This is a genomic window from Rhizobium sp. IBUN, from assembly GCF_000510625.1.
Taxonomy (GTDB): domain Bacteria; phylum Pseudomonadota; class Alphaproteobacteria; order Rhizobiales; family Rhizobiaceae; genus Rhizobium; species Rhizobium altiplani.
Window position 1 is genome coordinate 56037 of sequence record NZ_AZNV01000005.1, and the last position, 26590, is coordinate 82626.

The following is a 26590-nucleotide window of genomic DNA, read 5'->3' on the forward strand; positions in this document are numbered from 1 at the left end:
CCATGTCCGACCAGACCATCGCCGCCCGCCTGCTCAACGTCATGGAACAGGACATCCTGCCGATGACCGAACGCGGCGTCGCTGCCGGCAACAAGGTGTTCGGCGCTGCGATCCTGCGCAAGTCCGACCTCTCGCTCGTCATCGCCGAGACCAACAACGAGCTTGAAAATCCGCTGTGGCATGGCGAGGTGCACACGCTGAAGCGCTTGTACGAACTGGGCGAGAAGCAAGCCACCAAGGATCTCATCTTTCTGTCGACGCACGAACCCTGCACCATGTGCATGTCGGCGATCACCTGGGCCGGGTTCGACAATTTCTACTATTTCTTCAGCCACGAGGACTCGCGCGACGCCTTCGCCATTCCTCACGACCTGAAGATCCTGAAGGAGGTTTTCGGTCTGGAACCGGGTGGCTACAGGCGCAGCAATGCATTCTGGAACAGCTTTGCCATTGCCGATCTCGTCGAGACCGAAGAAGAGCATTTGAAGGCCGAACTGAAAACACAGACTGCGCGCATCAAGGCGCGGTACGATGCGCTCTCGGAAAGCTACCAGGCGTCGAAGAGCGACAACGACATTCCACTGAACTGAGTGACCATGGAAGCCTCAAAAGACATTTCGCGCCTGATCGAGATCATGGCCGCGCTGCGCAATCCAGCAACCGGCTGCCCCTGGGACATCGTCCAAACGTTCGAGACGATAAAGCCCTACACGATCGAGGAGGCCTATGAAGTCTCCGACGCAATCGAGCGCAATGACATGGACGACCTCTGCGAGGAGTTGGGCGACCTGCTGCTGCAGGTCGTGTTCCATGCGCGCATGGCCGAGGAAGCGGGAGAATTCTCCTTTGGCGACGTCGTTGAGGCAATCACCCGCAAGATGATCCGCCGCCATCCGCATGTCTTCGCCCGTTCTGATGCCGACACGCCCGATGCGGTGAAGAAGCAGTGGGACGACATCAAGCAGGCAGAAAAGCGCGAGCGCGCCGAACGGCGAGCCAAGGGCGGCGTCAGCGAGGATTTCAAGGTGGGGTTCCTCGGATCGGTCCAGCGGAGCTTCCCTGCCCTGACAGAGGCGCTGAAGCTGCAGGAACGCGCTGCAAAGGTGGGCTTCGATTGGTCAGCGCCCGAACCGATCCTCGACAAAATCGAGGAGGAAATCGGCGAGTTGCGTGTCGCCTTAGCGGAAGGCGATCAAGCAAAGGTCAGTGATGAGCTCGGCGACCTCATCTTCGCCGTGGTCAATATCGGCAGGCATGTAAAGGCTGACCCGGAAGATTCCTTGCGCGGAACGAATACAAAATTTCGTAGACGTTTCAGTCATATTGAAGCCGTTCTTGACACGGAAGGCGAAACTTTGGAAGCGGCGAGTCTGCAGCGGATGGAAGAAATCTGGCAGGCGGCAAAGGCTATCGAGCGGCAACTGGGCTGAGCCGACATCCTTACCTTGCGTGAGGCCCAATCCGGCGTAAGGCGAAGCCCGCTGCAGGAAGCTCTAGCGTTCCCAATCCTCTTTCGCGGCTTTCGGCCCGTTGCCCAGGCGGCGCTCCAGTTCGACCGCTTCGGTTTCCGAGAGACGTACATCGAGCGTGATCGACCCGTCCTCGTTGTCCTCGCGGTTATCGACGATCGCATGATCGTAGAGCCAAGGCAGCAGCGCCAACTTGTCGACAGGCAAGCGGACAGTCGCTTCGGTCAGCACGCCTGACAGTCTGCGGCTGATCTCTCCCATCAGCGTATCGATACCCTCGCCGCTGATTGCGGATAGGGCGACGACGTTCTCGGCACCGCTCGCCTTCTGGACGATGGCATCGTGCGCTTCCGGCTCAAGGCGATCGATCTTGTTCCAGACTTCGATGATGCGCTTGTCGCCCTCTTCCTCGTCGATGCCGAGGTCCTTCAGGATGCGGAGCACGTCGGCACTCTGCGCCTGATTGTCGACGTCGAACATGTCGCGGACATGAAGGATCAGGTCGGCTTCCAGCACCTCTTCCAGCGTAGCGCGGAAAGCGGCGACGAGGTGGGTCGGAAGGTCCGAGATGAAACCGACGGTGTCTGAGAGGATCACCGTGCGGCCATGTGGCAACTTCATTCGGCGCAGCGTCGGATCGAGCGTTGCGAACAGCATATCTTCGGCCAGCACGCCTGCCCCGGTGATCCGGTTGAACAGTGTCGACTTGCCGGCGTTGGTATAGCCGACAAGCGCCACGATCGGATGCGGCACCTTCTTGCGCTTGGCGCGATGCAGCTGGCGGGTGCGAACCACCTGTTCCAGCTCACGCTCAAGCTTGACGATGCGGTCCTGCAGCAAGCGACGGTCGGCTTCGATCTGGGTTTCACCGGGACCACCCATGAAGCCGCCACCGCCGCGCTGACGCTCAAGGTGGGTCCAGCTGCGAACCAGACGGCCCTTCTGATAGTTCAGATGAGCTAGATCGACCTGCAGCGTGCCTTCCTTGGTGGAAGCACGACGGCCGAAGATCTCGAGGATGAGGCCGGTGCGGTCGATGACCTTGGCGTTCCATTCCTTCTCGAGATTGCGCTGCTGTACCGGTGTCAGCGGATGGTCGACGATCACGAGACCGGAATCATTCGCATCCAACGTCGCCTTGATCTCTTCGATCTTGCCCGTGCCCATCAATGTTGCGGGTCGCGGATCGCTGACGGTGACGATCGTGCCATTCACCACATCGAGGTCGATCGCCTGCGCAAGACCGGTCGCCTCTTCCAGGCGGCTCTCGGGCGTGCGGGTGACCACAGGCGCAGCATCGCCCGCACTGCGTCCGGCGCGCCCCTGCTTGAGCACGGGCACGACGACGGTCGCGCGCATATCATCCCGGTGCTTGGCTGCTTCCGGGATTATCGAATCGTTTTTGGTATCGCGTGTCGAGATAATTGCAGGTCCCGTTAGGAAGCAGCTTCTTCGCTTTCGAACATCTGCATCGGCTGGCCGGGCATGATGGTCGAGATTGCGTGTTTATACACGAGTTGCGAATGGCCGTCACGGCGAAGCAGAACGCAAAAATTGTCGAACGAGGTGACAACTCCGGTCAGCTTCACGCCATTGATCAAGAAGATTGTCAGTGAAATCTTTTGTTTGCGTACAGTATTGAGAAATAAGTCCTGCAGATTCTGAGAACGTTCCGCCATCGCGCCGCTTCTTTCTTTATTGCCGGCTTCATTCCGCCGGTGAAATACTAATCAACCTCGCCTGCAGGCAGCCGACAACCCTCATCCCATCTGCCCAGAAAGTCTTGGTATCAAATCGCAATCTTTTCCGCAACGTCGAAAAAGGCCTCCCTAATTTTCTGGGAGACGCTGCCTGGATGGCCATTTGCGATCGGCTGGCCATCGATCGACACAACCGGAAAGCAGATGCTCGTGGCCGCCGTGATGAACACCTCACGCGCCGCAAGCATCTCCGCGACCGAGAATTTCCGCTCCTCGATCTTCAGGCCCAGCTTGGCGCCGACATCGATCAGCGTCGTGCGGGTAATGCCGCGCAGGATGCCATGTTCGGCCGGACGCGTGATGAGAGTGCCGTCGCGGTCGACGATCCAGACATTGGTCGCCGCTCCCTCTTTCACCATGCCATCGGCGTCTACAAAGATTGCCTCCTGCGCACCCGCTTCCTTCGCGTGCTGGCGCGCCATGGCGTTCGGCAAGAGACCGACGGACTTGATATCGACACGGTCCCAGCGATTGTCGGGCACGGTGATCGCCTTGATGCCTGTCGCGTTCTTCCTCGCGATGATCGAAGGATCGGTGCTCTTTGCGGTGATGACCAGCGAGGGCAGCGTTCCTTCTGCGGGAAACACGTGATCGCGCCGTGCAACCCCACGGGTGATCTGCAGGTAAAAGAGACCGTTGCGGACGCGATTGCGCCGCAGCGTTTCGCGAATGACACGGGTCAGCGCGTTGCGGCTCATTGGCCAGGCAATACGCAACTCACCAAGCGATCGGTCCAGCCTGTTCAGATGGCGTGTAAGATCAACGATATAGCCATGCCTGATTTCACAGACTTCATAGACGCCATCCGCGAACTGATAGCCTCTATCCTCGATATGGACCATGGCATTCGAGTGCGTGACATAGCGGCCGTTCACATAGGCTATTCTGGGCATGGTGAACCTGTGCGGGAGTTGTAGCAGAGAGAATTAGGACGGCGCCGCAGCGCCGCCCGTGTCTCAGACGCCGAGCGACTTCAACTTGCGGTGAAGCGCCGAGCGCTCCATGCCGACAAACTCCGCGGTGCGCGAGATATTGCCGCCAAAGCGATTGATCTGCGCGATCAGGTAGTCCTTCTCGAACATCTCTCGTGCCTCGCGAAGCGGCAGCGTCATGATGTGATAGTCGTTCTTGGCCGAAACCTTTGGCAACATGTCGCCAAGGTCAGTCGGCAGCATCTCGGCAGTGATCGGCGCATCCGGACCGTCGGAACGGGCAAGGATCATCAGCCGCTCGATGTTGTTCCGCAGTTGGCGGATATTGCCCGGCCAATCATGGGCCTGTAGCACGGCCATCGCGTCGTCGCCAATGCGGCGGGGACGGATGCCGGCCTGTTCGGAAATCTGCCGCATCAGCTGATCGACCAGGAACGGAATGTCTTCGCGCCGTTCGGCGAGTGCCGGTACGCGCACGGGCACCACGGCAAGGCGATGATAGAGATCTTCGCGGAACCAACCCTCGGCGATGCGGGTCTCGAGATTGTAGGCCGTCGACGAGATGATGCGCACATCGACCTTCACCCGCTTGGAGCCCCCCACGCGCTCGAACTGCTGATCGACAAGAACGCGGAGGATCTTGTTCTGCGTCTCGCGCGGCATTTCGCCGACTTCGTCGAGGTAGAGAATGCCACGGTGTGCCTCTTCCAGCGCGCCGATCTTGCGCGCCTGGCCAGGCGACCCTTCCGTACCGAACAGCGCAATCTCCATGCGATCAGGCGTGATATTGGCGGCATTCAGTGCCACGAAGGGACCATTCGCGCGCGTCGACTTCTTGTGGATCATACGGGCCACAAGCTCCTTGCCGGAACCCGACGAGCCAAGGATCATGATGCGGCTGTTGGTCGGCGATACCTTCTCGATCGTCTGGCGGAGCTGCGAGACGGCAACGGAGGTACCGATAAGTTCGACCGGATCGCCAGCCTTGCGCTTGAGTTCGGATACTTCGCGCTTCAGCTTCGAATTCTCTAGCGCGCGCTCCGCGATCAGGATCAGTCGATCGGCCTTGAATGGCTTTTCGATGAAGTCGAACGCGCCCCGCTTGATGGCGGAAACAGCCGTCTCGATGTTGCCGTGACCCGAGATCATGACGACAGGGATGTCCGGGTGGCGCGTCTTGATCTCGTCCAGAAGCGACAGACCGTCGAGCTTGCTGCCCTGCATCCAGATGTCGAGGAAGATCAGCCGCGGCGCACGATCGGAGATCGCGGCCAGCGCACTGTCGCTGTCATGTGCTGTACGGGTCTCATGTCCTTCGTCAGACAGGATACCGGAGACGATCTCGCGGATGTCGTGCTCGTCGTCGACGACCAGAATATCAGAGGCCATAAACACTTTCCTTGTCACTTGCGGCCGGAGCAGAAGGTGCAGTTTCCAGACGTGGCAGATGCACGCGGATCATGGCCCCTCTTCCCTGGTCGAAATCAGCGGGCGCATCATGCAATTCGAGCTGCCCACCATGTTCCTCAATAATCTTCTTTACGATCGCCAGGCCAAGTCCGGTGCCCTTCTCGCGCATCGTCGTATAGGGTTCCAGAATGCTGTGGCGGTTCTCGACCGGCAGGCCGCGACCGTTGTCGATCACATCGACGGTGAAGCGATCCCGCGCCGGATCGAGCGAGGCACGAACGAGGATCTTGCGCTCGTCGCGCTCTCCGCTCGGCACGGCTTCAATCGCCTCCACGGAATTCTTGATCAGATTGCCGAATGCCTGACCGAGCATGCGGCTGTCGAACAGCCCTTCCAGCGGCTGGTCGCCAAGTTCCTGCTGGAAGCTCACGTGACTGTTGCCCATCTCGCGCAGGAACACCGCATCATGCAGGATCTTGCGGAGATCGCTCGGCTCCTTGATCGGCTTCGGCATCCGGGCAAACGACGAGAACTCATCCACCATGCGGCCAATGTCACCCACTTGCCGGATGATGGTCTCCGTGCACTGGTCGAAGACACTGCGGTCATCCTGGTTGATCTGCTTGCCGTAGCGGCGCTGGATGCGTTCTGCAGACAACTGAATCGGCGTCAACGGATTCTTGATTTCATGAGCGATGCGGCGGGCGACGTCGCCCCATGCCGTCGAGCGCTGTGCGATGACGAGGTCGGTGATGTCATCGAGCGTGATGACATAGGATTCGCTCATGTCACGCACTTCCTCGCGCGTCACCTGGACGCTCAGCGTCCGCACGGTGCCAGCTCGCACGAGGGCAATCTGCTTGCGGAAATCGCCACGATAGCGGGAGGCGGCTTCCGTCAGTACCTGGTCGACTTCGGGCGCAATCTCGGAGAGTTGCTTGCCGAGCATGTCCGACGCCGGCAATGCCATAAGCGCTTCTGCGGAACTGTTGACGATGGTGACCCTGCGGTCGTGCTCGACACCGATGACCGCGGCGGTCACGCCGGATAGAACCGCTTCGATGAAACGACGGCGGTCGTCCACCTCATCCTTGGCCTCCAGGATCTCGTCGCGCTGTGTACGAATTTCCGAGATCATCTTGTTGAAGGTCCGCGAGAGGTTGGCAACGTCGCCGTCCACGGAATGGACAGGCACGACAATGTCCATGTTGCCGGAGGCCACGCTGTCCGCCGCCGTAATTAGCAGACGGATCGGACGCACGATCCGGTCAGCCACGGCAATTGCCGTCCAGATGGCGGCCAGCAAAACGATAAGGGCAAAGCCGATGTAGAGAACCGCGAAGGCGATCTGCAGCGAGAAGCGCCCTGCCTCCATGGATTTGTATTCTGTGGCGTTCTCCTCCATGAGACGCATTGCGCCCATGACCTTGGGATCGACCGCACGGACCGTGTAGAGGAACGCGCCGTCAATCGCATCGAGCTTGATGATGGCGCCCACCAAGTTGGTTATGCCCGGCGGAATCAAGGTCGGCTGGCCGGCCGCGGCCTTGTTCAACGCATCCTGCGGAATTGCCGGCAACGGCTTCTCGGTCTTGATGTCAGCCTGGGTGATCACCGAGCCGTCAGACTGGACAAGGAAAGCACCGAGTAGCCCGCGCCCGCGCGCCTGCCGCGTCATCAAATCGGAAAAGCCCGTGCGATCAAGATTGAACAGAGCCCTGTTGCGCTCGAGGTCATTCGCCATCGAGACAGTCTGGCCCTGCAGGTAGCTCGCATTCTCCATCATGTAGGCCTGCCCGATGTTTCGGGAGGAACTGACGATCGATTGCGTGCGGAGCGCAAACCACCGGTCGAGGCCGGCATTCAGCGTAATACTGGCGAAAATCGCAACAAGGATCGCCGGGGTGATCGCGACGATTGAGAAGAGCACAACGATGCGGATATGAAGGCGCGCCGCCGCTCGCCCGCGTTTCCGCGCCTTGAGCAGGCGGGAGACCTCGCGTGCGATCAGGGCCATCAGACCCAACACGAAGAACGAGTTCACCACAACGGAGGTGACGACGACATGGTAAGTCGGCGCGATCGGGGTCAGCCCGAGCAGCACGAAGAGCGTCAGCGTGGCGCAGAGAAGCGCACCACCGGCAAGGATCAGGCCCGGCAGCGCAAACAGGGCACGGCGATCGGTCACGGCCGTGACAGCTTCGCCTTCCGCCGCAGGCGGCATTGCATCCTGTTCCATTCGCTTGTTTCTCCTGGCGGCAGGCAATCGCCTCCGCCGCTCCCGCGGACCAGGGCGGAAGCCGCCAGCCTGCCCCATCGATGCAACGGCAAGTGCCGCTACTCTCTTGGACAGCTCCGAAAACCCGAACCCCATGCGTGACTTCTAAGCAACGCATTGTGGCGAAAATGCAACGTCGCCAGTCACATTGTCAAGCAGTGCGGGAGCTTCTGTACACCGATACGCCAAGCTCTCTGATCTTCTTGCGCAGCGTATTGCGGTTCAACCCCAAAAGGTCAGCCGCCTTGATCTGGTTGCCGCGCGTCGCCGTCAGTGCGGCCAGAATCAGCGGATACTCCATTTCCGTCAATACACGATCGTAAAGCCCCGGTGGCGGCAGGCCGTCGCCGAAACCGGCGAAGTATGTGCGCATATTTTCTTCGACAGCCTGGGCGATAGTCATGTTGCCGTTACGCATCGGCCCCTTGTCGATCGGGCTATCCGGCACATCGGACCGAAGCTCGGCTTCGATGATTTCGCGGGTGATCACATCCTGTGGATAAAGCGCCATCAGCCGGCGAATGAGGTTCTCGAGCTCGCGCACGTTGCCCGGCCAGGCGTAGGCTTTCATCAGATCGAGCGCCTCCTGATCGAAGCGCTTGGAGCCAAGGCCTTCCTTTTCCGCCTGCTGGACGAAGTGGCGCACAAGATCCGGGATATCCTCCGCACGATCACGCAACGGCGGCAGACGCAGCGGAACGACGTTTAGGCGATAGTAGAGATCCTCGCGGAAAAGTCCCTGATTGATCGCCTGCTTCAGATCCTTGTTGGTCGCCGCGACGATCCGAACGTCGGTGCGGATCGGTGTGCGGCCACCGACAGTGGTGTACTCGCCTTGCTGCAAGACGCGCAGGAGGCGCGTCTGGGCATCCATCGGCATATCACCAATTTCGTCGAGGAAAAGCGTGCCGCCTTCGGCCTGCTCGAAGCGACCGGTCGAACGCGTCTGAGCGCCGGTGAACGCACCCTTCTCGTGGCCGAAGAGCTCGGATTCGATCAGATCGCGCGGGATCGCCGCCATGTTGATCGCGACAAACGGCCCGTTGCGGCGCTTGCCGTAGTCATGGAGCGCCCTCGCCACCAGTTCCTTGCCGGTACCGGACTCGCCGGTGATCATCAGCGTCAGATCGGTCTGCATCAGGCGCGCAAGGACGCGATAGATTTCCTGCATCGCGGCCGAACGGCCGACAAGCGGCATTCCGTCCTGCATGTCCTCGTCAAGCTTGGCTGGCCTGCGCTTCGGCTCGGCCAGCGCACGGCCGATGATGCCGATCAGTTCCGTCAAGTCGAATGGTTTTGGCAGGTAATCGTAGGCGCCCTTTTCGGAAGCCTTGATCGCCGTCATGAAGGTGTTCTGGGCGCTCATGACAAGCACGGGGAGATCCGGGCGGGCCTTCTTGATGCGCGGCAGGAGATCGAACGCATTTTCATCCGGCATCACAACATCGGTTACGACAAGATCGCCCTCGCCTGCCGACACCCAACGCCAGAGCGTGGCGGCGTTGGAGGTAATTCGCACGTCATAGCCGGCGCGGCTCAGAGCCTGATTAAGCACGGTACGAATTGCCGCATCATCATCCGCGACGAGGATCGTTGCTGTCATCGAGTAGGTCCTGTGGGAGTTATGGTCGTTGCGTCGTCCACCGATGCGTCCTTGGAGGCCGGCATCAAGACGCGGAATGTCGTGCGGTTGGTCTGGCTGTCGCATTCAATAATGCCGCCGTGGTCCCCAATAATCTTAGCGACGAGCGCGAGGCCAAGGCCGCTGCCGTTCGTCTTGGTCGTAATGAACGGATCAAACAGATGCGGCAGAAGGTCCGCCGGCACGCCCGGACCGTTGTCCTGAACACAAAACTCCAGCGGCAGCGAAATCTTTTCGCGCGTGCCGGCGACCGACAGACGAATGCCGGAGCGGTAAGCCGTCGTCAAAACGATCTCGCCATCCGGGCGATCGCCGACGGCTTCGGCGGCATTCTTTACGAGATTGAGGAACACCTGAACAAGCTGATCGCGGTTCGCGTAGACCGACGGCAACGACGGGTCGTAGTTCTCGGTGATCCGGAGGTGCCGCGCAAATCCCGCCTTCGCCACGGCCTTCACGTGATCGAGAACGGAGTGGATATTGACCGGCATCCGATCAACGGGGCGTTCGTCCGAGAAGACTTCCATGCGGTCCACGAGCGAGACGATGCGGTCCGTTTCGTCGCAGATCAGCCGCGTCAATGCGCGGTCGTCGTCGACGACCGATTGCTCTAGCAGCTGCGCTGCACCGCGAATACCGGAAAGCGGATTCTTGATCTCATGCGCCAGCATGGAGGCAAGCCCCGTGACCGAGCGGGCCGCCGCACGATGCGTCAGCTGCCGGTCGATCTTGTCCGCCATCGACCGCTCTTGGAACACGATCACGACGGAGCCTGGATCGCTGACGACAGGGGCAACATACAAGTCGACAAGCTTGTCCTGTCCGAGGCGCGGCGAGCTCAAGTCGACGCGATACTCGTTGATCGGTGCTCGCCGTTCGCGAACCTGGTCGATCAAGGCCAGCAGCGGACTGCCAAATGGGATAAAGGTCGAGATCTTGTACCGCGCGAGGTGGGCGGCGCTGGCACCGAAGAAGGCTTCCGCTTCCCAATTTGCGAAGGCGACGAGGCCAGCCTCGTTGACCATCACGACCGGATTCTGGATCGCGTTGAGCACAGCGATCGCAACTGCGCTACCGCCGTTGTCGATCGACGATGGCACGTCATTCGTCATGCAGCCTCCCGGGTCTGCGTGTTCGATGCCGCAGCCATAAATGCATTATAAAACCTTGCAGCTACGTCGTCGGGCTCCCGCGCTGTCATGATCGCGGCCTTTTCCTGCGCTGCAAGACCAGGCGCAAAACGGTCGAGATACCAGCCAAGGTGCTTCCTTGCATGGCGAACGGCGACTGCCTCACCGTAAAATTCGAGCATCATTCTGTAGTGCTCGGTCGCAATGTCGGGGACTTCCCACACTTCGGGCGCCGGTTGCCCAGCCAATACGCCGGCGTGCCACGGCCTGCCCTGGCAGCCCCTACCGATCATGACGGCATCGGCTCCCGAGCGACGCAGAATCTCATGTGCATCCTCGACGGTTTCGACATCGCCGTTTGCAACCAAGGGTACGGTAATGGCATCGCGAACCGCGCGGATCGCATCCCAGTCTGCCCGACCCTCGTAAAACTGCATGCGCGTGCGGCCATGAATCGTAATAAGCTGAACGCCAGCCTCTTCGGCGCGGCGCGCAATCTCGGGCGCATTGATCGAATTCTCGTCCCAACCGAGCCGCATCTTCAGGGTCACGGGAACGCTGACGGCCTTGACTGTCGCATCGATGAGGCTGAGGGCGTGATCGGGATCGCGCATCAAGGCGGAGCCGGAGTAACCGCCAATCACTTTCTTGGCGGGGCATCCCATGTTGATATCGATGATGTCGGCGCCATGGTCGGCAGCGATCTTCGCGGCCTCCGCCATCCAATGGGCTTCACGGCCAGCGAGCTGAACCATGTGGGGCTCAAACCCCGCGCTTTCGAGGCGTGCCCATGATTCGGCAGTGCTGTTGACCAGTTCGCGGCTTGCTACCATTTCGGTGACCACAAGCCCTGCGCCATGGCGCCACGCCAGTTGCCGGAACGGCATGTCCGTCACGCCAGACATAGGCGCCAGCACAACACGGTTCCTGACTTCCACAGGTCCAATCCGCAAAGGTGATGCGAGGTCGAAGCTCAACAATTGATTATCTTTCAGGCACGCAAAATGCGTGCACTATTTTTAGACAGGTTTGAATGGCTTGCCAAGAGGGCAGTGCGCGAATTGACATTTTTCGAGCAAATGCTGGAATTCGATGCGCCAAGCCGCTAAGCACCGGTGTAAAAATCGCGCTTTGAGGATTTATGCCGCAAATGCATCAAAAGCAACCAGCAATAGGTATCGTCGTCGTCGCGGCCGGCCGCGGCGAACGCGCGGGCGCCTCCGAAGAGGGACCGAAGCAGTATCGGGCGATTGGCGGCAGGCCTGTCATCACTCACACACTGGAGAAGTTCGCCAGCTGGGAGCTTGCCCGCCACATCGTCGTGGTCATTCACCCCGACGACGAGGCGCTGTTTGCTAAGGCTGCCGGGCAGGTCCAGTCCGGCACGCCGATCGATGCGGTTCACGGCGGCGCTACGCGCCAACAATCCGTCTTAGCGGGACTGCGCCATTTGCGCGGCAAGAATATCTCGCATGTTCTGATCCACGACGCAGTGCGGCCCTTCTTCGATCATGCGCTTCTCGATCGCATCGCTGGCCTGCTCTCGGAGGGCGTGCCGGCAATTCTCCCCGCCATGCCCGTCGCCGACACGCTGAAGCGAGCAGATCATGATGGAACGGTCCTCGACACCGTTTCCCGCGATCATCTCTACGCAGCGCAAACGCCGCAGTCTTTCGCCTTCGAGCCCATCCTTGCCGCCCACGAAAAGGCGGCCGTGGCAAATTTCACCGATTTCACCGACGACGCCGCCATTGCCGAATGGGCCGGTATTCCGGTGCGGATCGTCGAGGGTCTGGCGGACAATGTAAAACTGACGGTCAAACGGGACATCGCAATGGCAGACAGCAGACTTTCGGTACAGGCGCTCCCCGATGTGCGCACCGGCAACGGCTACGACGTCCATCAGCTCGAGCCGGGCGACGGCGTAACACTCTGCGGCGTCTTCATACCGCATGACCAGAAGCTCAAGGGTCACTCCGACGCGGACGTAGCGCTCCACGCTTTGACTGACGCACTGCTTGCGACCTGTGGAGCGGGCGACATCGGCGATCATTTTCCGCCATCTGATCCGCAGTGGAAGGGCGCGCCGTCGCGCATCTTCATCGAACATGCGGCAAAGATCGTGCGCGAGCGTGGCGGCGCCATCATGAACGCCGACGTGTCGCTGATCGCCGAAGCACCGAAAGTCGGGCCGCATCGCGACGAGATGCGCGCCAAGCTGTCCGAGTTCCTGGGCATCTCGATCGACCGCTGCTCAGTCAAGGCGACGACCAACGAGAAGATCGGCTTTGTCGGCCGGCGCGAGGGCATCGCCGCGATCGCCACGGCAACCGTCGCCTATCGGAGCACATGAGATGAGCACCTTCCCGAACGACATCATCGTGCAAGCAGAAGCGATCATTCGCGATTTCACGTCGGCGGGGCTGATGGTTTCGACGGCAGAATCCTGCACCGGCGGACTGATCGCTGGCGCGCTCACGGAAATCTCAGGATCGTCTTCTGTCGTGGACAGAGGCTTCGTCACTTATACCAATACCGCCAAGATGGAGATGCTTGGCGTGCAGGAAGAAACGCTGATCCGCTTCGGCGCGGTCTCGGAGGAGACGGCGCGGCAAATGGTGCACGGCGCCCTCTTCCGCTCCCGCGCGGCCATTGCCGTCGCCGTAACGGGCGTTGCCGGGCCAAGCGGTGGATCGGTGGAGAAACCGGTCGGTCTCGTCCACCTCGCGGCCAAGTCGCGCTCTGGCGGGCTTATTCATCGGAAGATGCTCTACGGCGACATCGGTCGCGGTGAGGTGCGGCTTGCGACGGTCAGGACCGCGCTTGGCATGATCCAGGAACTGGCTCAGCCGTAAATCTTCGTCGCCCGCGTTTCGAAGGCTTCCGAGAACATGCGGAAGGCGCGATCGAACATCGACCCCATGACTGCCCCCAGGATGCGGCTCTTGAACTCGTAGTCGATGAAGAAGTGAATGTTGGAGCCTGTTGCCGTCTCCTCGAAACGCCAGCGGTTGTCGAGATAGCGGAATGGTCCATCGATATACTTGACCTCGATGAGGCGCTCGGCCCGGTTCAACAGCACCTGCGTCGTGAAGGTTTCGCGGATCGCCTTGTAACCGACGGTCATATCGGCGATCAGCAGAACCTTGCCGTCACGTTCCTTGCGGCTGCGAATGCTTAGCGCCTCGCAGAGCGGAAGAAACTGGGGATAATGCTCGATGTCGGCGACGAGATCGAACATCTGATCGGCGGAATGCGGGACGGAGTGATGCGTTTCGAACTGAGGCATGATCGGCAGTTAAGTAGGAGCGCCGAGAAGATCAAGAAGGTGGTTCACCTCCCGCCGGCTTTTCAGCTGAAAAACCGGAACATTCGGGCCATGCTTGTCGAGAGCAGCAATCACCAGGGGCGCGAACCGCTTCTCGAACATCCAGATGTAAGTGAGAAGCTCCCGGTCCGGCACTCGCTCCAGGCATCCGGGCGCCATGTCTGGCCGCGTCCTTCCGAGATGGAGGAACGCGCGTTTGCAGATTCCCCACAGACAAAGCCAGCGCGGCATGCGTACCCAGACGACCAGCTCCGTGCGGGGGACACGAATATCGAAGGTGGATGGGCCGGTTCCGTCCATGAGCCAACGTTCGCCGGCGACGACGTTACCGATCAGATGGCGCTCTTCCCCTTTCGGGCGCTTGACCCAGCCCGGCAGCCAGAAGAACTCTTTATCCATGGAAAAATAAGGAAGATCGAGCTTGCGGCTGAGTTTTCGCGACAAGGTGCTCTTGCCGCCGCCGGAGCAGCCGATGACCATGATGCGCTCGGACTGGCGCAGCAGTCCGGCAACCTTGCGCATATCGTCGATATAAGCCGGCATTCTCGTCGCCTCTGCAATCAAAAAGCCGCGGGAAGATCGCCGCGGCTTTTGAAAAATGCAAGCGCTCGTTGATTATTCCGCTGCGATCAGCAGCTTTTTCTCGCGTGCGGCCTTCAGGCGTGCGAAGTCGTCGCCGGCATGGTGCGACGAACGCGTCAGCGGGCTCGAAGCCACCATCAGGAAGCCCTTGGTATAGGCGACCGTCTCGTAGGACTTGAATTCGTCAGGCGTAACGAAGCTCATCACCGCGTGGTGCTTGCGGGTTGGCTGCAGGTACTGGCCGATAGTCAGGAAGTCGACGTCTGCGGTCCGCAAGTCGTCCATCAGCTGCAGCACTTCGTTTCGTTCCTCGCCGAGACCGACCATGATGCCCGATTTGGTGAACATGGTGGGGTCCAGTTCCTTCACGCGCTGCAGCAGGCGGATGGAGTGGAAGTAACGAGCTCCCGGACGAACCGTCAGGTAGTTGCCGGCAACCGTTTCCATGTTGTGATTGAAGACGTCGGGCTTTGCGGCAACGACGCGCTCCAGGGCACCTGGCTTCTTCAGGAAGTCGGGCGTCAGGATTTCGATGGTCGTCGTCGGCGAGGCAGCACGGATCGCCCAGATCACCTTCTCGAAATGCTCGGCGCCGCCGTCTTCCAGATCATCGCGGTCGACCGAAGTGATGACGACGTGGGAGAGCCCCATCTCCTTTACCGCCTTGGCGACATTCTCCGGCTCGGCCATGTCGAGCGCGTTCGGCTTGCCGGTCGAGACGTTGCAGAAGGCGCAGGCGCGGGTACAGATCTCGCCCATGATCATGAAGGTCGCGTGCTTCTTGTCCCAGCACTCGCCGATATTGGGGCAACCAGCCTCTTCGCAAACGGTGACGAGCTTATGCTCCTTCACGATCGAGCGCGTCTCCGCGTACCCCTTGGAGGTTGGCGCCTTGACGCGGATCCAATCCGGCTTGCGCAGGACCTCCTGGTCAGGCCGATGGGCCTTTTCGGGATGCCGCACACGCTTGGTGTCAGGATTGATCGTATCGAGAATGGTTACCATGGCAGTTCAAATCTCCGCCGCTCCATGCGGCAAAAGCCCTATCTATCGGCGGACTAGCCGCGCGACGAATATCAGCAAGCAGGCACCAAGAAAACCCGTGATGAAGTAGCCGAGCCTGCCGCCGGCCACCTCTATATGAAATTGCGCCAGAATCGCAGTTGCGACCACCGAGCCGACGATGCCGAGCACGATATTGAGCAATACTCCGTAGCGAACCTCCATCAGCTTGCCCGCGAGCCAACCCGCAAAGCCGCCAATGATGATCGCTGCGATCCAGCCTACGCCTTCCATCTGCCCTCGCCTCTTTACGATATCGCCCTTGCAATCAGAACCACGATGATGGCGCCGACACACCATAAACATGATGATCGGCTTTTGCTTTTTCCACCTTCGACAATAGGGAGGAAACGATCAAGCGTTCAGGACACGACCATAAGCATCCAGAACCGCTTCCTTCATCGTTTCGGAAACCGTCGGATGCGGGAAGATCGTGTGCATAAGTTCCTCTTCCGTGGTCTCTAGGTTCATTGCGACGACAAAGCCCTGGATGAGCTCGGTGACCTCAGCGCCAACCATGTGGGCGCCGAGCAGCTCGCCGGTCTTCCTGTCGAAGATGACCTTGCAGAGACCCTGATCTTCGCCAAGCGCGATCGCCTTGCCGTTGGCGGCAAAGGAGAAGCGACCGACACGGATGTCGCGGCCCAATTCCTTGGTCTTGGCTTCCGTGAGACCGACGGAGGCAACCTGGGGGTTGCAGTAGGTGCAGCCCGGGACCTTGCCCTTGTCGGTCGCATGAACGTTCGGCAGGCCGGCGATCTTCTCGACGCAGACGACGCCTTCGTGCTCCGCCTTGTGAGCGAGCATCGGCGGGCCGGCGACGTCACCGATCGCGTAAATGCCAGGAACGTTGGTCTTGCCGTAACCGTCGATGACGACGCAGCCGCGATCCGTCTTGACGCCAACTGCCTCAAGGCCGAGGTTTTCGATGTTGCCCTGCACGCCGACAGCCGAAATCATGCGATCCGCCGTGATCTGCTGTATCTTGCCATCCGACGTCTCGACATGCGCGGTGATGCTGTTGGCGGATTTTTCGACCTTCGCGACCTTGGCGCTCGTGAAGATCTTCATGCCGCGCTTTTCCATCTGCTTGCGGGCGATCGCAGTAACTTCCGCATCCTCGACCGGCATGATGGTAGGCAAGACTTCGACCACCGTCACGTCCACGCCCATCGACAGATAGAAGCTTGCGAATTCGATGCCGATCGCGCCCGAGCCCATGACGATCAACGACTTCGGCAGTACATCCGGCTTCAGCGCTTCGAAATAGGTCCAGATCAGCTTACCGTCCGGCTCGATGCCCGGCAGGGCGCGGGGACGCGCACCTGTTGCAACGATGATGTGCTTGGCGGTGTAAGTGCCCTCGCCCTTGACACCCTTCGGCACGGGATGCTGTGGCTCGACGACCGGCTTCGACGACTTGCCGACGACGATCTCATCCGGCTTGGTGATCTTGGCCTCGCCCCAGATCACGTCGACCTTGTTCTTCTTCATCAGGAAGCCGACGCCTCCGTTGAGGCGTGCGGAGACGGCGCGCGAGCGCGCAACGACCGCCTTCACGTCGGCGCTGACCTTGCCTTCCAGCACGAGACCGTAGTCCTTCAGGTGATTGGAATGGTCGAGAATTTCGGCCGAGCGGAGCAGAGCCTTGGTTGGAATGCAGCCCCAGTTCAGGCAAATGCCGCCCAGATGCTCGCGTTCGACGATCGCGGTCTTGAGACCGAGCTGGCTGGCGCGCACAGCGGCGACATAGCCCCCGGGTCCGGAGCCGATGATGATGACGTCGTAGTTCTCAGCCATGTTTCCCTGCCTTTGCTATCGGGCGTCGCGGGTGAGAAGCACCCACTCGTGTTTCCTGCCGTTTTCGAAGAAGGCCACGGCATTCGTTCGCGCCGCCTCCGAAAATCCATTCTTCTTGTAAAGCGACAGAGCCGCCTCGTTGTAACCTGCGGTAATCAGGCTGACCGGCGCATTTTCCGCACGCTCAATCTGATCCATGAGAAGCCGTCGACCGATCCCGATGCCACGCAGATGGCTGTAGACACCGAGCGTTCCGACAAACCAGCTTCCCACCACCATTTTCTGCAGATCGATGACCGGCTTCAGCGCCGGGCGATCCGCCTCGATATTCCGTATGCCTTCGCCGAGACCGTAGCCGATCGCGGCTCCCGCGATCTCGCCATGGGCTTCTGCAATCACGGCGTCGCTCCAGTTGCCTTGCCCCTGGTCGCCACGCAGCTTCTGCCGTCCACGCTCCATCGGCGTATCGCCCCCACCGTTTCCAAGCTCCACCAGCCAGAGCCAGGAGGCGAAACCATGGGAAGCGATGTCCGTGAGTAAAGCCAGCTCCGTCGCATCCTCCCGCGTCGCGGGACGAAGCGAAGCGAAGGATCCCATGCTCAAAGCCCCAGCATCATCCGCACAGTCGATTCCATGCCGCGCCCGAGAGCGCGGGTATTTTCAGCGTCGAGGTGAATACCGTCGAGAGGTGTCGTCTTCGCCACTGAATTGCCGTCGAAGAAGCCGCAGCCGAGCTCGTCCGCGAGATCACGATAAAGGGTCGGAAGCTTCGCCGACTCCTCGATAGCGCCGACGAACGATGCCGCAAATGGCACGTTTGCCGTCTCACGCACCTTCGGCGGCGCGACGATCAGGATGTCCGGACCGTCGAATTCGAAGGGCCAGGCATGGTTGCGGATCAACCGCACCAGCCGGGCGATGCCCTGGCAGGCGGCAAAGGCCGAACCCGCCACGACAGGCTTCATGTCGTTGGTGCCGAGCAGCAAAATGACGAGATCAATCGGCGCATGGCTCTGCAGAATCGTCGGAAGGATGCGTGCGCCATTCCGGTCGCAGTCGGCGAGATGGTCGTCGAAGGCGGTGGTTCGCCCATTCAATCCTTCGGCGATGATCCGCACTTCGTTGCCGAGTGCCGCCTGAAGCGCACTTGGCCAACGATCCTTGTAGGCATGACGTCCGATCGTGTCGGCGTCATAGCCCCAAGTCAGCGAGTCACCATAGCAAAGAACGGTCTTCGTCATTTCCGCCTCCGCTCCGGTCTCAGACGAGCATACCCATCGGATTTTCGATGTAGCCCTTGAACGCCTGCAGCAGTTCCGCACCAAGCGCGCCGTCGACGCAGCGATGGTCGGTCGACAGCGTGACCGTCATCACGGTTGCGACAGCCAGCTGGCCGTTCTTGACGACGGGGCGCTGCTCGCCTGCGCCGACTGCGAGGATCGTTGCATGCGGCGGGTTGATGACGGCTGCGAACTGCTTGACGCCCATCATGCCCATGTTGGAGACCGAGCTGGTTCCGCCTTGGTATTCTTCGGGCTTCAGCTTGCGATCCTTGGCGCGCTTGCCGAGATCACGCATCTCGTTGGAGATGGCCGACAGGGTCTTCTCCTCGGCCTTGCGGATGATCGGGGTGATCAGGCCGCCAGGGATCGAGACGGCAACGCCGACATCGGCGTGCTTGTGCTTGACCATGTTGGCTTCGGTCCAGGAGACGTTCGCATCCGGAACATCGCGCAGAGCCAGCGCCATAGCCTTGATGACCATATCGTTGACCGACAGCTTGTAGGACGGCGCACCATCCTTGCGGGGAGCGGCATCGTTCAGCTGGGCACGCAGAGACATCAGTGCATCGAGCTCGCAATCCACGGTGACGTAGAAGTGCGGCACAGTCTGCTTGGACTCGACGAGGCGCTTGGCGATGACCTTGCGCATGCCATCATGCGGCACGAGCTCGTAAGAGCCCGGTTCGAACAGCTTGAGAACGCTCTCGTCCGATGCGCCCTTCGGGGCTGCAGCAGGAGCCGGTGCGGCAGCCTGCGGAGCAGCAGCAGCCGGAGCAGCCTTTGCACCACCACCTGACACGGCCGCTTCGACATCGCTCTTGACAACGCGGCCGTGAGGGCCGGAGCCTGATATGGCCGAGAGATCGATGCCGGATTCCTTGGCGAGTCGACGCGCAAGCGGCGAGGAGAAGGTGCGATTTCCGCCTGCGGGAGCGGCTGCAGGAACCGGTGCGGCAGCAGCCGGAGCCGGTGCTGCCGGCGCTGCTTCCGTCTTCGGGGCTTCAGCAGCCTTCGGCGCCGGTGCGGCAGAGCCTGCACCGCTTGCAGCAGCGGATACATCTTCGCCATCGGCAGCAAGTACGGCGATCAAGGCATTGACCTTGACGCCTTCCGTGCCGGCAGGAACGACGATCTTGGCAACCGTGCCCTCATCGACGGCTTCGACTTCCATCGTTGCCTTGTCGGTTTCGATTTCCGCAATGATGTCGCCCGACTTGACCGTGTCGCCTTCCTTGACGAGCCACTTGGCCAGATTGCCTTCTTCCATCGTCGGAGAGAGGGCAGGCATCGTGATGTTGATAGGCATCGAAATACCCTCCCCTTGTTACTTGTAGCAAACGGCCTTTACGGCATCGACGACCTCGGCGACGCTCGGCAGTGCGAGCTTCTCGAGATTGGCGGCGTAGGGCATCGGAACGTCCTTGCCGGCGATCGTGAGAACCGGCGCATCGAGGTAGTCAAAGGCCTGCTGCATGACGCGGGTAGCGATTTCGGTGCCGACCGAGTTCTGCGGATAGCCTTCCTCGACGGTGACCAGACGGCCGGTCTTCTTGACCGATTCAATCACGGTTGGAAGGTCCATCGGGCGCAGCGTGCGCAGATCGATCAGCTCGGCATCGATGCCGATCTTTTCGAGTTCGGCGACGGCCTTGGTGGCATAGGTCATGCCGATGCCGAAGGAGACGATCGTGACGTCCTTGCCCGGACGATGGATGCGAGCCTTGCCGATCGGGAGAACGAAATTATCGAGCTTCGGCACATCGAAATGCTGACCGTAGAGGATTTCGTTCTCGAGGAAGACAACAGGGTTCGGATCGCGGATGGCAGCCTTGAGCAGACCCTTTGCGTCGGATGCCGTGTAGGGCATGACGACCTTGAGGCCCGGGATCTGGCTGTACCATGCCGAGTAGTCCTGGCTGTGCTGGGCACCGACGCGGGCAGCTGCACCGTTCGGGCCGCGGAAGACGATCGGAGCACCCATCTGGCCACCGGACATGTAGAGCGTCTTGGCGGCGGAATTGATGATCTGGTCGATCGCCTGCATGGCGAAGTTGAAGGTCATGAACTCGACGATCGGCTTCAGACCGGACATGGCAGCACCGACGCCGACGCCGGCAAAGCCGTGCTCGGTGATCGGGGTGTCGATGACGCGGCGGGCGCCGAATTCCTGCAGAAGACCCTGGGTGACCTTGTAGGCGCCCTGGTATTCGGCAACTTCTTCGCCCATGACGAAGACGCTGTCGTCGGCGCGCATTTCTTCGGCCATGGCATCGCGAAGCGCTTCGCGAACAGTCATGGAGACCATTTCCGTACCAGCCGGAATTTCCGGATCGTTCGGCACGGCAGCCTTCGGCTCGGCCGGAACCGGAGCAGCAGCGGCAGCAGGCTTTTCCGCCTGCGGAGCGGCAGCGGCAGGTGCGCGCTGCGCGGCAGGTGCGGCAGAGATGTCGGACGCCGATTCGCCGTCCTGAAGCAGGACCGCGATCTTGGCATTGACCTTCACGTTTTCTGTGCCGGCCGGAACCAGGAGCTTGCCGATGACGCCTTCATCGACGGCTTCGACTTCCATCGTTGCCTTGTCGGTTTCGATTTCGGCGATCACGTCACCAGACTTGACGGCGTCGCCTTCCTGCTTGAGCCACTTGGAAAGCGTGCCTTCTTCCATCGTCGGAGAGAGGGCGGGCATGAGAATATCGATTGGCATGGGTCGTCCCTCCCCGATTAGAGCAGAATGTCAGTGTAGAGCTCGGATGCATCCGGCTCAGGATCGGACTGGGCGAAGTCGGCGCTGTCGGCAACGATATCGCGGACATCCTTGTCGATCGCCTTCAGATCGTCTTCCGAGGCCCAACCCTTCTCAAGGAGGCGCGCACGCACCTGCTCGATCGGATCCTGCTCGGAGCGCATCTTCTGCACTTCTTCCTTCGTGCGGTACTTCGCCGGGTCGGACATCGAGTGACCGCGATAGCGGTAGGTCAGCATCTCGAGGATGATCGGACCCTTGCCGGAGCGGCAATGCTCGAGGGCTTCGTCGGCTGCGGCCTTCACGGCGCGGACATCCATGCCATCGACCTGGATGCCGGGGATGCCGAAGCCGGAGCCACGCAGGGAGTAGTTCGACTGCGCGGTCGCGCGGGCAGTCGAGGTGCCCATGGCGTAACGGTTGTTTTCGACGATGTAGATGATCGGGAGCTTCCAGAGAGCAGCCATGTTGAAGCTCTCGTAGACCTGGCCCTGGTTCGCAGCACCGTCACCGAAGTAAGCGACGGAAACGCTGTCGTTGCCGCGGTAGCGATTGGCGAAAGCGAGACCCGTTCCGAGCGAAACCTGGGCGCCGACGATGCCGTGACCGCCGTAAAAATGCTTCTCTTTCGAGAACATGTGCATCGAGCCGCCCTTGCCGCGCGAATAACCGCTACGGCGGCCGGTCAGTTCGGCCATGACGCCACGCGCGCTCATGCCGGTCGCCAGCATATGGCCGTGATCGCGATAGGCGGTGATAACCTGATCGCCTTCTTTTTGCGCCATCTGCATGCCGACGACGACAGCTTCCTGACCGATGTAGAGGTGACAGAAACCGCCAATGAAGCCCATGCCGTAGAGCTGCCCGGCCTTCTCTTCGAAGCGGCGGATCAGCAGCATTTCGCGGTAGGCCTTGAGCTCCTCGTCGCGCGTGAAATCAGCGACAGGACCACCATTCGAGGCCTTGTTTGCCGGCTTTGCGCTAGTTTTACGGCTGGAAACGGTCGCGGTTTTTCGCGGCGCCATTCAACCCTCCCTATGGGTTTGTCGGTTCTTTGGTGGCGCACACCATAGGGAAGAAATTTAGCCACAGCAATGCCATAAATGCATGGCTCGTATTCATCATTAAATCACTGATAAATAACGCTTTATTTCGATTAACTGAATTTCGGTTAATTCGAATAGTGATTGAATATGACGATCTCATCGGCGCGAGAAACATTAAGCTGAAGACGCGCTTTCTCGTCCAGCATGTCCTTGTCCATCGAACCGTCGCTCAGCAGCGCGACCTGCTTTTCAAGATGCTCGCGCTTGCCTTTCAGAACCGCCAACTCCCTTTCGCGCGCTATCCGCTGGCGCTCGAACCCCTCGGTTGCCCGCAGACCGTAATCACCATGAATGCAATGATAGCCGAAGTAGGAGAGAAACGCGACCGTCATCGCGGGAACCACGAAACGACCGATCTTTTTCTTCTTGTGATGCTTTGTCCACATAAACGCACGCTCGAACGCATTACCTCGATGCGCTCAAGACTACCGGGCAGAGATTAACTGTCCGTTGACTATGAAAAATCGGGCAAGAAAAAACCCGCGCCTTTCGAAGGCGCGGGTCGAAGTGGTTGAAATCAGGCGCAATTAGCCGCGGATGATCGAGCGACCGGCATAGCGGGCCTGCGGGCCAAGACCTTCTTCGATGCGGATCAGCTGGTTGTACTTGGCGAGGCGGTCCGAGCGCGACAGCGAGCCGGTCTTAATCTGACCGCAGTTGGTGGCAACCGCCAGATCGGCAATCGTCGAATCTTCGGTTTCGCCCGAACGGTGCGACATGACGGCGGTGTAGGCTGCCTTGTGCGCGGTGTTGACGGCATCGAGCGTTTCCGTCAGCGAGCCGATCTGGTTGACCTTGATGAGGATCGAGTTGGCGACGCCCATCTTGATACCGTCGCGCAGGCGAGCCGAGTTGGTGACGAAGAGATCATCGCCGACCAGCTGAACCTTCTTGCCAGCGAGATCGGTCAGCGCCTTCCAGCCGTCCCAATCGTCCTCGGCCATGCCGTCTTCGATCGAGACGATCGGATACTGGCCCGCGAGCTGCGCGAGGTATTCTGCCATGGCGCCCGGCTCCAGCGTGCGGCCTTCGCCTTCGAGAACGTACTTGCCATCCTTGAAGAATTCCGTCGAGGCGCAATCGAGGCCAAGGCAGATATCGTCTCCAGGCTTGTAGCCGGCTTTCTCGATCGACTTCATGATGAAGTCGAGGGCTTCAGGGGCGCTCTTCAGGCCCGGTGCGAAGCCGCCTTCGTCGCCGACGTTGGTGTTGTGGCCCTGAGCCGACAGTTCCTTCTTGAGGACGTGGAAAACTTCCGAACCCATGCGAACGGCTTCGCGAATGGAATCGGCGCCGACCGGCAGGATCATGAACTCCTGGAAGTCGATCGGGTTATCGGCATGCGCGCCACCGTTGATGATGTTCATCATCGGGACCGGCAGCAGGTGGGCGCTGGCGCCACCGACATAACGGTAGAGCGGCAGGCCGGCAGCCTGGGCAGCAGCCTTGGCAACCGCGAGCGATACGCCGAGGATGGCGTTGGCGCCGAGGCGCGACTTGTTCGGCGTGCCGTCCAGTTCGATCATGATGTTGTCGATCTGGATCTGGTTTTCGGCATCAATGCCGCCGATCGCGTCAAAGATTTCGGTGTTGGCGGCTTCGACAGCCTTTTCAACACCCTTGCCGAGATAGCGATTGCCACCATCGCGAACTTCAACAGCTTCGTGAGCACCGGTGGAAGCGCCCGACGGCACCGCCGCACGGCCCATGCTGCCGTCTTCGAGATAGACATCGACTTCGACAGTCGGATTGCCACGGCTGTCGAGAATCTCGCGGGCGATAATGTCGGTAATTGCAGTCATCGGTTCTTCCTGCTCGGTGGGTGATAACGTTGGAAGCCTGTTTAATCGAAGGCACACAAATTACAATGCCACACTGACGACAGATGGCATGCCACGGCCCTAACGGGTGAATATGTCAGGCTTTTGAAGCCACGCCCCGGCCGTTGGTTCGAGACAACGCTTATCAACTTTCAAAACCTGAAGTTTTGGAAATATAAATTTTGACTTTCAAGCTGGTTGCAAATTTATCGACCAGTAACCAATCACATTTATAGTTAATGGCCGAAAGGAAATAACACCTTCTTCGGCAGGCGTTATTGCATGATGCGCTTCCTTATGCGGCCAAGCCGCCTGCCACGATCCGTAGCTGCTGCTCGAAAATTTCCAATGGTTTCAGAAGCGACGTCGTTCACTATTACAATTTACGGGGCATAGGATGAAACTCAATATTGCACGAAGCCTTGCCATCTTCGCGGTGGTCGTCGCCGCCGGGCTCATTGCTTCGATCAGCATACAAAACTACGCCTTCAATAAGCTACGCGTGAACGGCGAGATGTACCGGCAAATCGTCTACGGCAAGGATCTCGTTGCCGATATTCTGCCGCCGCCCCTCTATGTCGTTGAATCCTACATGCTTGCACTCGAGGCGGTGCAGCGCCCGGAGGTCGCCGGAAAGAACATCGACCGCATTCAGAATGTCCTGAAGCCCGCCTATGAGGATCGCCGCAAGTATTGGCAGGCAACCGCGCTCAGCGCAGACCTCAAGGAAAAGCTTGTGAACGACGTCCTCATCAAAGGCGATACGTTCTGGAAGGTGATGCAGGACGAACTCGCGCCCGCCATCCTTAACCACGACTCTGCGGTCATCCCGACAGCCTTCGAGAAGCTTGCGACAAATTTTCATATCCACGAAACGGCGGTCAACCAGCTCGTTGATATGGCGAACGCTTTCCTGGCAAAGGCTGAAAAAGACGCGGCCGAACAGACAAGCATTCTCTCGGCGATTACGGTTGCATCTGCGGCGGTCTCGCTTTGCCTGCTTCTTGGCGGCCTCTACGCCTTCCGCCGGCGCGCAATCGTGCCACTTTCGGCGATGCGCGACTACATGGCGATCCTGGCGGGCGGCGACTATTCCAAGGAAGTCCCCTTCAGCCACCGTGTCGATGAAATTGGCGAAATGGCACGCGCCGTCACCGTGTTTCGCGAATCGGCGCAAGAACGGAACAAAATCCGCGAACACCAGGATGCGGAGCGCCTGGCCCAAGCCCAGCGCGATGCGGCGCTGGCCGCCTCCAAGGCTGATGAGGATGCCGGCCGCGAACGCATCATCGTGAGCCTAAGCCGCGGCCTGGACCGTCTTTCCCGCGGCGACCTCACCGTCCAGCTCAACGAACCGTTCGCGCCAGACTACGAGAGGCTACGCGAGCAGTTCAATTCGAGCGTCCGCACGCTTTCCGGCACAATGAGGGATATCGCGACAGCAACCACTACGGTCAGGACTGGCACCAGCGAAATCGCAACAAGCACGGATGATCTGGCCCGGCGAACGGAACATCAGGCCGCATCGCTGGAGCAGGCAGCCTCGGCGTTAGATCAGATCACGGTTACGGTCAAAAACTCGTCGGAACGCGCCCATGAAGCAAACGCGATGATGACGGTGACGAAGGAAAGCGCCAGCTATTCGGCAACTGTCGTGCACGAGGCCGTAGCTGCGATGGAGAAGATCGAAGCATCATCCGTGCAGATCGGCGAAATCATCAACGTCATCGACGAGATCGCCTTCCAGACCAACTTGCTCGCGCTCAATGCTGGTGTTGAGGCCGCTCGTGCAGGCGAGGCCGGAAAGGGTTTTGCCGTCGTGGCGCAAGAAGTGCGCGACCTCGCCGGCCGCTCTGCCAAGCTGGCGAAGGAAATCAAGCAGTTGGTCGAGACTTCGTCCAGTCAGGTGTCAACCGGCGTTGCCTTGGTGAACCGCACCGGCGAAGCCTTGAACAGTATCGATCAGCAGGTGCTGAAGGTGACGACGCTGATCGAGGCGATCGTGCGCTCTTCCTCTGAACAGACGACCGCGCTCGTCGAGGTCAATGCCGCCGTCAACACCATGGACAGCGTCACCCAACAAAACGCCGCGATGGCGGAGGAAACCAGCGCAGCCTGCCGCGAGCTTGGCAACGAGGCTCTACACCTCAATCACCTGCTCTCTCGCTTCGCTCTCGAAGGCACGGAGAGGACGGCAGGATCGGCATATCCCACAAAGACGAGGTTGGCGCTCGCCGGTTGACAG

The 26590-nt window shown here is 60.1% G+C and carries 25 protein-coding genes; 5 read left to right on the forward strand and 20 right to left on the reverse strand.

The genetic code is table 11. The features are described 5' to 3' along the window. The first annotated feature begins 2 nt into the window (after positions 1-2). Positions 3-590: a nucleoside deaminase gene (locus RHIBUN_RS0107035; RefSeq protein WP_025659008.1), complete on the forward strand. Its 588-nt coding sequence runs from the start codon at positions 3-5 to the stop codon at positions 588-590. Between the two features lie 6 nt (positions 591-596). Then, entirely contained in the window at positions 597-1430 is an 834-nt protein-coding gene (gene mazG, locus RHIBUN_RS0107040; protein WP_025659009.1) for a nucleoside triphosphate pyrophosphohydrolase, read from the forward strand. 63 nt (positions 1431-1493) lie between these two features. Here the strand turns inward: mazG and hflX are convergent, their stop codons facing one another. From hflX to dusB, 8 genes are all read right to left on the reverse strand, one after another. Further along, positions 1494-2828 (reverse strand): GTPase HflX, encoded by a 1335-nt coding sequence (hflX, locus tag RHIBUN_RS0107045; protein ID WP_025659010.1) that lies wholly within the window; start codon positions 2826-2828, stop codon positions 1494-1496. 77 nt (positions 2829-2905) lie between these two features. Next, on the reverse strand, positions 2906-3148 hold the full coding sequence (gene hfq / locus RHIBUN_RS0107050; RefSeq protein WP_003539403.1) for an RNA chaperone Hfq: 243 nt from the start codon (positions 3146-3148) through the stop codon (positions 2906-2908). A gap of 110 nt (positions 3149-3258) precedes the next feature. Beyond that, the gene (locus RHIBUN_RS0107055; RefSeq protein WP_025659011.1) at positions 3259-4122 is read right to left on the reverse strand and encodes a D-amino-acid transaminase; all 864 of its coding nucleotides are present in this window, start codon (positions 4120-4122) and stop codon (positions 3259-3261) included. 63 nt (positions 4123-4185) lie between these two features. Next, on the reverse strand, positions 4186-5550 hold the full coding sequence (locus tag RHIBUN_RS0107060) for a sigma-54 dependent transcriptional regulator (RefSeq protein ID WP_025659012.1): 1365 nt from the start codon (positions 5548-5550) through the stop codon (positions 4186-4188). After that, a complete protein-coding gene (locus tag RHIBUN_RS0107065) occupies positions 5540-7810 on the reverse strand; it encodes a PAS domain-containing sensor histidine kinase (RefSeq protein ID WP_018858793.1) in 2271 nt (756 codons plus the stop codon). Before RHIBUN_RS0107065 ends, RHIBUN_RS0107060 begins: the two co-directional genes overlap by 11 nt. 190 nt (positions 7811-8000) lie before the next feature. After that, a complete protein-coding gene (gene ntrC, locus RHIBUN_RS0107070) occupies positions 8001-9452 on the reverse strand; it encodes a nitrogen regulation protein NR(I) (protein ID WP_025659013.1) in 1452 nt (483 codons plus the stop codon). Continuing rightward, positions 9449-10603 (reverse strand): nitrogen regulation protein NR(II), encoded by a 1155-nt coding sequence (locus RHIBUN_RS0107075; RefSeq protein ID WP_018858795.1) that lies wholly within the window; start codon positions 10601-10603, stop codon positions 9449-9451. Before RHIBUN_RS0107075 ends, ntrC begins: the two co-directional genes overlap by 4 nt. Next, positions 10600-11616 (reverse strand): tRNA dihydrouridine synthase DusB, encoded by a 1017-nt coding sequence (gene dusB, locus RHIBUN_RS0107080; protein ID WP_084659661.1) that lies wholly within the window; start codon positions 11614-11616, stop codon positions 10600-10602. The genes RHIBUN_RS0107075 and dusB overlap by 4 nt, the downstream gene beginning before the upstream one ends. Before the next feature lie 146 nt (positions 11617-11762). On the opposite strand from dusB, the gene RHIBUN_RS0107090 reads away from it, so the two are divergent. Both RHIBUN_RS0107090 and RHIBUN_RS0107095 read left to right on the forward strand, forming a co-directional pair. Then, positions 11763-12974 (forward strand): bifunctional 2-C-methyl-D-erythritol 4-phosphate cytidylyltransferase/2-C-methyl-D-erythritol 2,4-cyclodiphosphate synthase, encoded by a 1212-nt coding sequence (locus tag RHIBUN_RS0107090; RefSeq protein WP_025659015.1) that lies wholly within the window; start codon positions 11763-11765, stop codon positions 12972-12974. A gap of 1 nt (position 12975) precedes the next feature. Beyond that, entirely contained in the window at positions 12976-13476 is a 501-nt protein-coding gene (locus RHIBUN_RS0107095) for a CinA family protein (protein ID WP_025659016.1), read from the forward strand. Here RHIBUN_RS0107095 and RHIBUN_RS0107100 read toward each other — a convergent pair. The 12 genes from RHIBUN_RS0107100 to eno form a co-directional block, all read right to left on the reverse strand. Then, positions 13467-13910, reverse strand: a complete 444-nt coding sequence (locus RHIBUN_RS0107100; RefSeq protein ID WP_025659017.1) for a type II toxin-antitoxin system RatA family toxin — start codon at positions 13908-13910, stop codon at positions 13467-13469. The genes RHIBUN_RS0107095 and RHIBUN_RS0107100 overlap by 10 nt on opposite strands. A 9-nt stretch (positions 13911-13919) precedes the next feature. Beyond that, positions 13920-14471 carry an ATPase AAA gene (locus RHIBUN_RS0107105; RefSeq protein ID WP_037215206.1) on the reverse strand — a complete coding sequence of 184 codons (552 nt, stop codon included), beginning with the start codon at positions 14469-14471 and terminating at the stop codon, positions 13920-13922. 93 nt (positions 14472-14564) lie between these two features. Beyond that, positions 14565-15536: a lipoyl synthase gene (lipA, locus tag RHIBUN_RS0107110; protein ID WP_025659019.1), complete on the reverse strand. Its 972-nt coding sequence runs from the start codon at positions 15534-15536 to the stop codon at positions 14565-14567. A gap of 42 nt (positions 15537-15578) precedes the next feature. Next, complete coding sequence (locus RHIBUN_RS0107115) at positions 15579-15827, reverse strand: GlsB/YeaQ/YmgE family stress response membrane protein (protein WP_025659020.1); 249 nt, start codon at positions 15825-15827, stop codon at positions 15579-15581. 120 nt (positions 15828-15947) lie between these two features. Next, on the reverse strand, positions 15948-17393 hold the full coding sequence (gene lpdA / locus RHIBUN_RS0107120; RefSeq protein ID WP_025659021.1) for a dihydrolipoyl dehydrogenase: 1446 nt from the start codon (positions 17391-17393) through the stop codon (positions 15948-15950). 15 nt (positions 17394-17408) lie between these two features. Beyond that, the gene (locus RHIBUN_RS0107125; protein WP_018858803.1) at positions 17409-17990 is read right to left on the reverse strand and encodes a GNAT family N-acetyltransferase; all 582 of its coding nucleotides are present in this window, start codon (positions 17988-17990) and stop codon (positions 17409-17411) included. A gap of 2 nt (positions 17991-17992) precedes the next feature. Further along, a complete protein-coding gene (locus RHIBUN_RS0107130; RefSeq protein ID WP_025659022.1) occupies positions 17993-18634 on the reverse strand; it encodes an SGNH/GDSL hydrolase family protein in 642 nt (213 codons plus the stop codon). 19 nt (positions 18635-18653) lie between these two features. Next, positions 18654-19982 (reverse strand): pyruvate dehydrogenase complex dihydrolipoamide acetyltransferase, encoded by a 1329-nt coding sequence (locus tag RHIBUN_RS0107135; RefSeq protein ID WP_025659023.1) that lies wholly within the window; start codon positions 19980-19982, stop codon positions 18654-18656. A gap of 18 nt (positions 19983-20000) precedes the next feature. Then, positions 20001-21380 carry a pyruvate dehydrogenase complex E1 component subunit beta gene (locus RHIBUN_RS0107140; RefSeq protein WP_025659024.1) on the reverse strand — a complete coding sequence of 460 codons (1380 nt, stop codon included), beginning with the start codon at positions 21378-21380 and terminating at the stop codon, positions 20001-20003. Between the two features lie 17 nt (positions 21381-21397). After that, on the reverse strand, positions 21398-22444 hold the full coding sequence (gene pdhA / locus RHIBUN_RS0107145) for a pyruvate dehydrogenase (acetyl-transferring) E1 component subunit alpha (RefSeq protein ID WP_025659025.1): 1047 nt from the start codon (positions 22442-22444) through the stop codon (positions 21398-21400). A gap of 146 nt (positions 22445-22590) precedes the next feature. Continuing rightward, a complete protein-coding gene (locus tag RHIBUN_RS0107150; protein WP_007532419.1) occupies positions 22591-22911 on the reverse strand; it encodes a septum formation initiator family protein in 321 nt (106 codons plus the stop codon). A 141-nt stretch (positions 22912-23052) separates the two neighbouring features. Then, positions 23053-24327: a phosphopyruvate hydratase gene (gene eno, locus RHIBUN_RS0107155; RefSeq protein WP_025659026.1), complete on the reverse strand. Its 1275-nt coding sequence runs from the start codon at positions 24325-24327 to the stop codon at positions 23053-23055. A gap of 415 nt (positions 24328-24742) precedes the next feature. Between eno and RHIBUN_RS0107160 the strand changes: the two genes are divergently transcribed. Next, positions 24743-26587, forward strand: coding sequence for a methyl-accepting chemotaxis protein (locus RHIBUN_RS0107160; RefSeq protein WP_025659027.1), 1845 nt, complete (start codon positions 24743-24745; stop codon positions 26585-26587). Positions 26588-26590 lie beyond the last annotated feature (3 nt).

Coding starts and splice junctions, on each gene's coding strand:
- RHIBUN_RS0107035 (WP_025659008.1), top strand. CDS start 3: ATGTCCGACCAGACCATCGCCGCCCGCCTGCTCAACGTCATGGAACAG.
- mazG (WP_025659009.1), top strand. CDS start 597: ATGGAAGCCTCAAAAGACATTTCGCGCCTGATCGAGATCATGGCCGCG.
- hflX (WP_025659010.1), bottom strand. CDS start 2,828: ATGCGCGCGACCGTCGTCGTGCCCGTGCTCAAGCAGGGGCGCGCCGGA.
- hfq (WP_003539403.1), bottom strand. CDS start 3,148: ATGGCGGAACGTTCTCAGAATCTGCAGGACTTATTTCTCAATACTGTA.
- RHIBUN_RS0107055 (WP_025659011.1), bottom strand. CDS start 4,122: ATGCCCAGAATAGCCTATGTGAACGGCCGCTATGTCACGCACTCGAAT.
- RHIBUN_RS0107060 (WP_025659012.1), bottom strand. CDS start 5,550: ATGGCCTCTGATATTCTGGTCGTCGACGACGAGCACGACATCCGCGAG.
- RHIBUN_RS0107065 (WP_018858793.1), bottom strand. CDS start 7,810: ATGGAACAGGATGCAATGCCGCCTGCGGCGGAAGGCGAAGCTGTCACG.
- ntrC (WP_025659013.1), bottom strand. CDS start 9,452: ATGACAGCAACGATCCTCGTCGCGGATGATGATGCGGCAATTCGTACC.
- RHIBUN_RS0107075 (WP_018858795.1), bottom strand. CDS start 10,603: ATGACGAATGACGTGCCATCGTCGATCGACAACGGCGGTAGCGCAGTT.
- RHIBUN_RS0107090 (WP_025659015.1), top strand. CDS start 11,763: ATGCCGCAAATGCATCAAAAGCAACCAGCAATAGGTATCGTCGTCGTC.
- RHIBUN_RS0107095 (WP_025659016.1), top strand. CDS start 12,976: ATGAGCACCTTCCCGAACGACATCATCGTGCAAGCAGAAGCGATCATT.
- RHIBUN_RS0107100 (WP_025659017.1), bottom strand. CDS start 13,910: ATGCCTCAGTTCGAAACGCATCACTCCGTCCCGCATTCCGCCGATCAG.
- RHIBUN_RS0107105 (WP_037215206.1), bottom strand. CDS start 14,471: ATGCGCAAGGTTGCCGGACTGCTGCGCCAGTCCGAGCGCATCATGGTC.
- lipA (WP_025659019.1), bottom strand. CDS start 15,536: ATGGTAACCATTCTCGATACGATCAATCCTGACACCAAGCGTGTGCGG.
- RHIBUN_RS0107115 (WP_025659020.1), bottom strand. CDS start 15,827: ATGGAAGGCGTAGGCTGGATCGCAGCGATCATCATTGGCGGCTTTGCG.
- lpdA (WP_025659021.1), bottom strand. CDS start 17,393: ATGGCTGAGAACTACGACGTCATCATCATCGGCTCCGGACCCGGGGGC.
- RHIBUN_RS0107125 (WP_018858803.1), bottom strand. CDS start 17,990: ATGGGATCCTTCGCTTCGCTTCGTCCCGCGACGCGGGAGGATGCGACG.
- RHIBUN_RS0107130 (WP_025659022.1), bottom strand. CDS start 18,634: ATGACGAAGACCGTTCTTTGCTATGGTGACTCGCTGACTTGGGGCTAT.
- RHIBUN_RS0107135 (WP_025659023.1), bottom strand. CDS start 19,982: ATGCCTATCAACATCACGATGCCTGCCCTCTCTCCGACGATGGAAGAA.
- RHIBUN_RS0107140 (WP_025659024.1), bottom strand. CDS start 21,380: ATGCCAATCGATATTCTCATGCCCGCCCTCTCTCCGACGATGGAAGAA.
- pdhA (WP_025659025.1), bottom strand. CDS start 22,444: ATGGCGCCGCGAAAAACCGCGACCGTTTCCAGCCGTAAAACTAGCGCA.
- RHIBUN_RS0107150 (WP_007532419.1), bottom strand. CDS start 22,911: ATGTGGACAAAGCATCACAAGAAGAAAAAGATCGGTCGTTTCGTGGTT.
- eno (WP_025659026.1), bottom strand. CDS start 24,327: ATGACTGCAATTACCGACATTATCGCCCGCGAGATTCTCGACAGCCGT.
- RHIBUN_RS0107160 (WP_025659027.1), top strand. CDS start 24,743: ATGAAACTCAATATTGCACGAAGCCTTGCCATCTTCGCGGTGGTCGTC.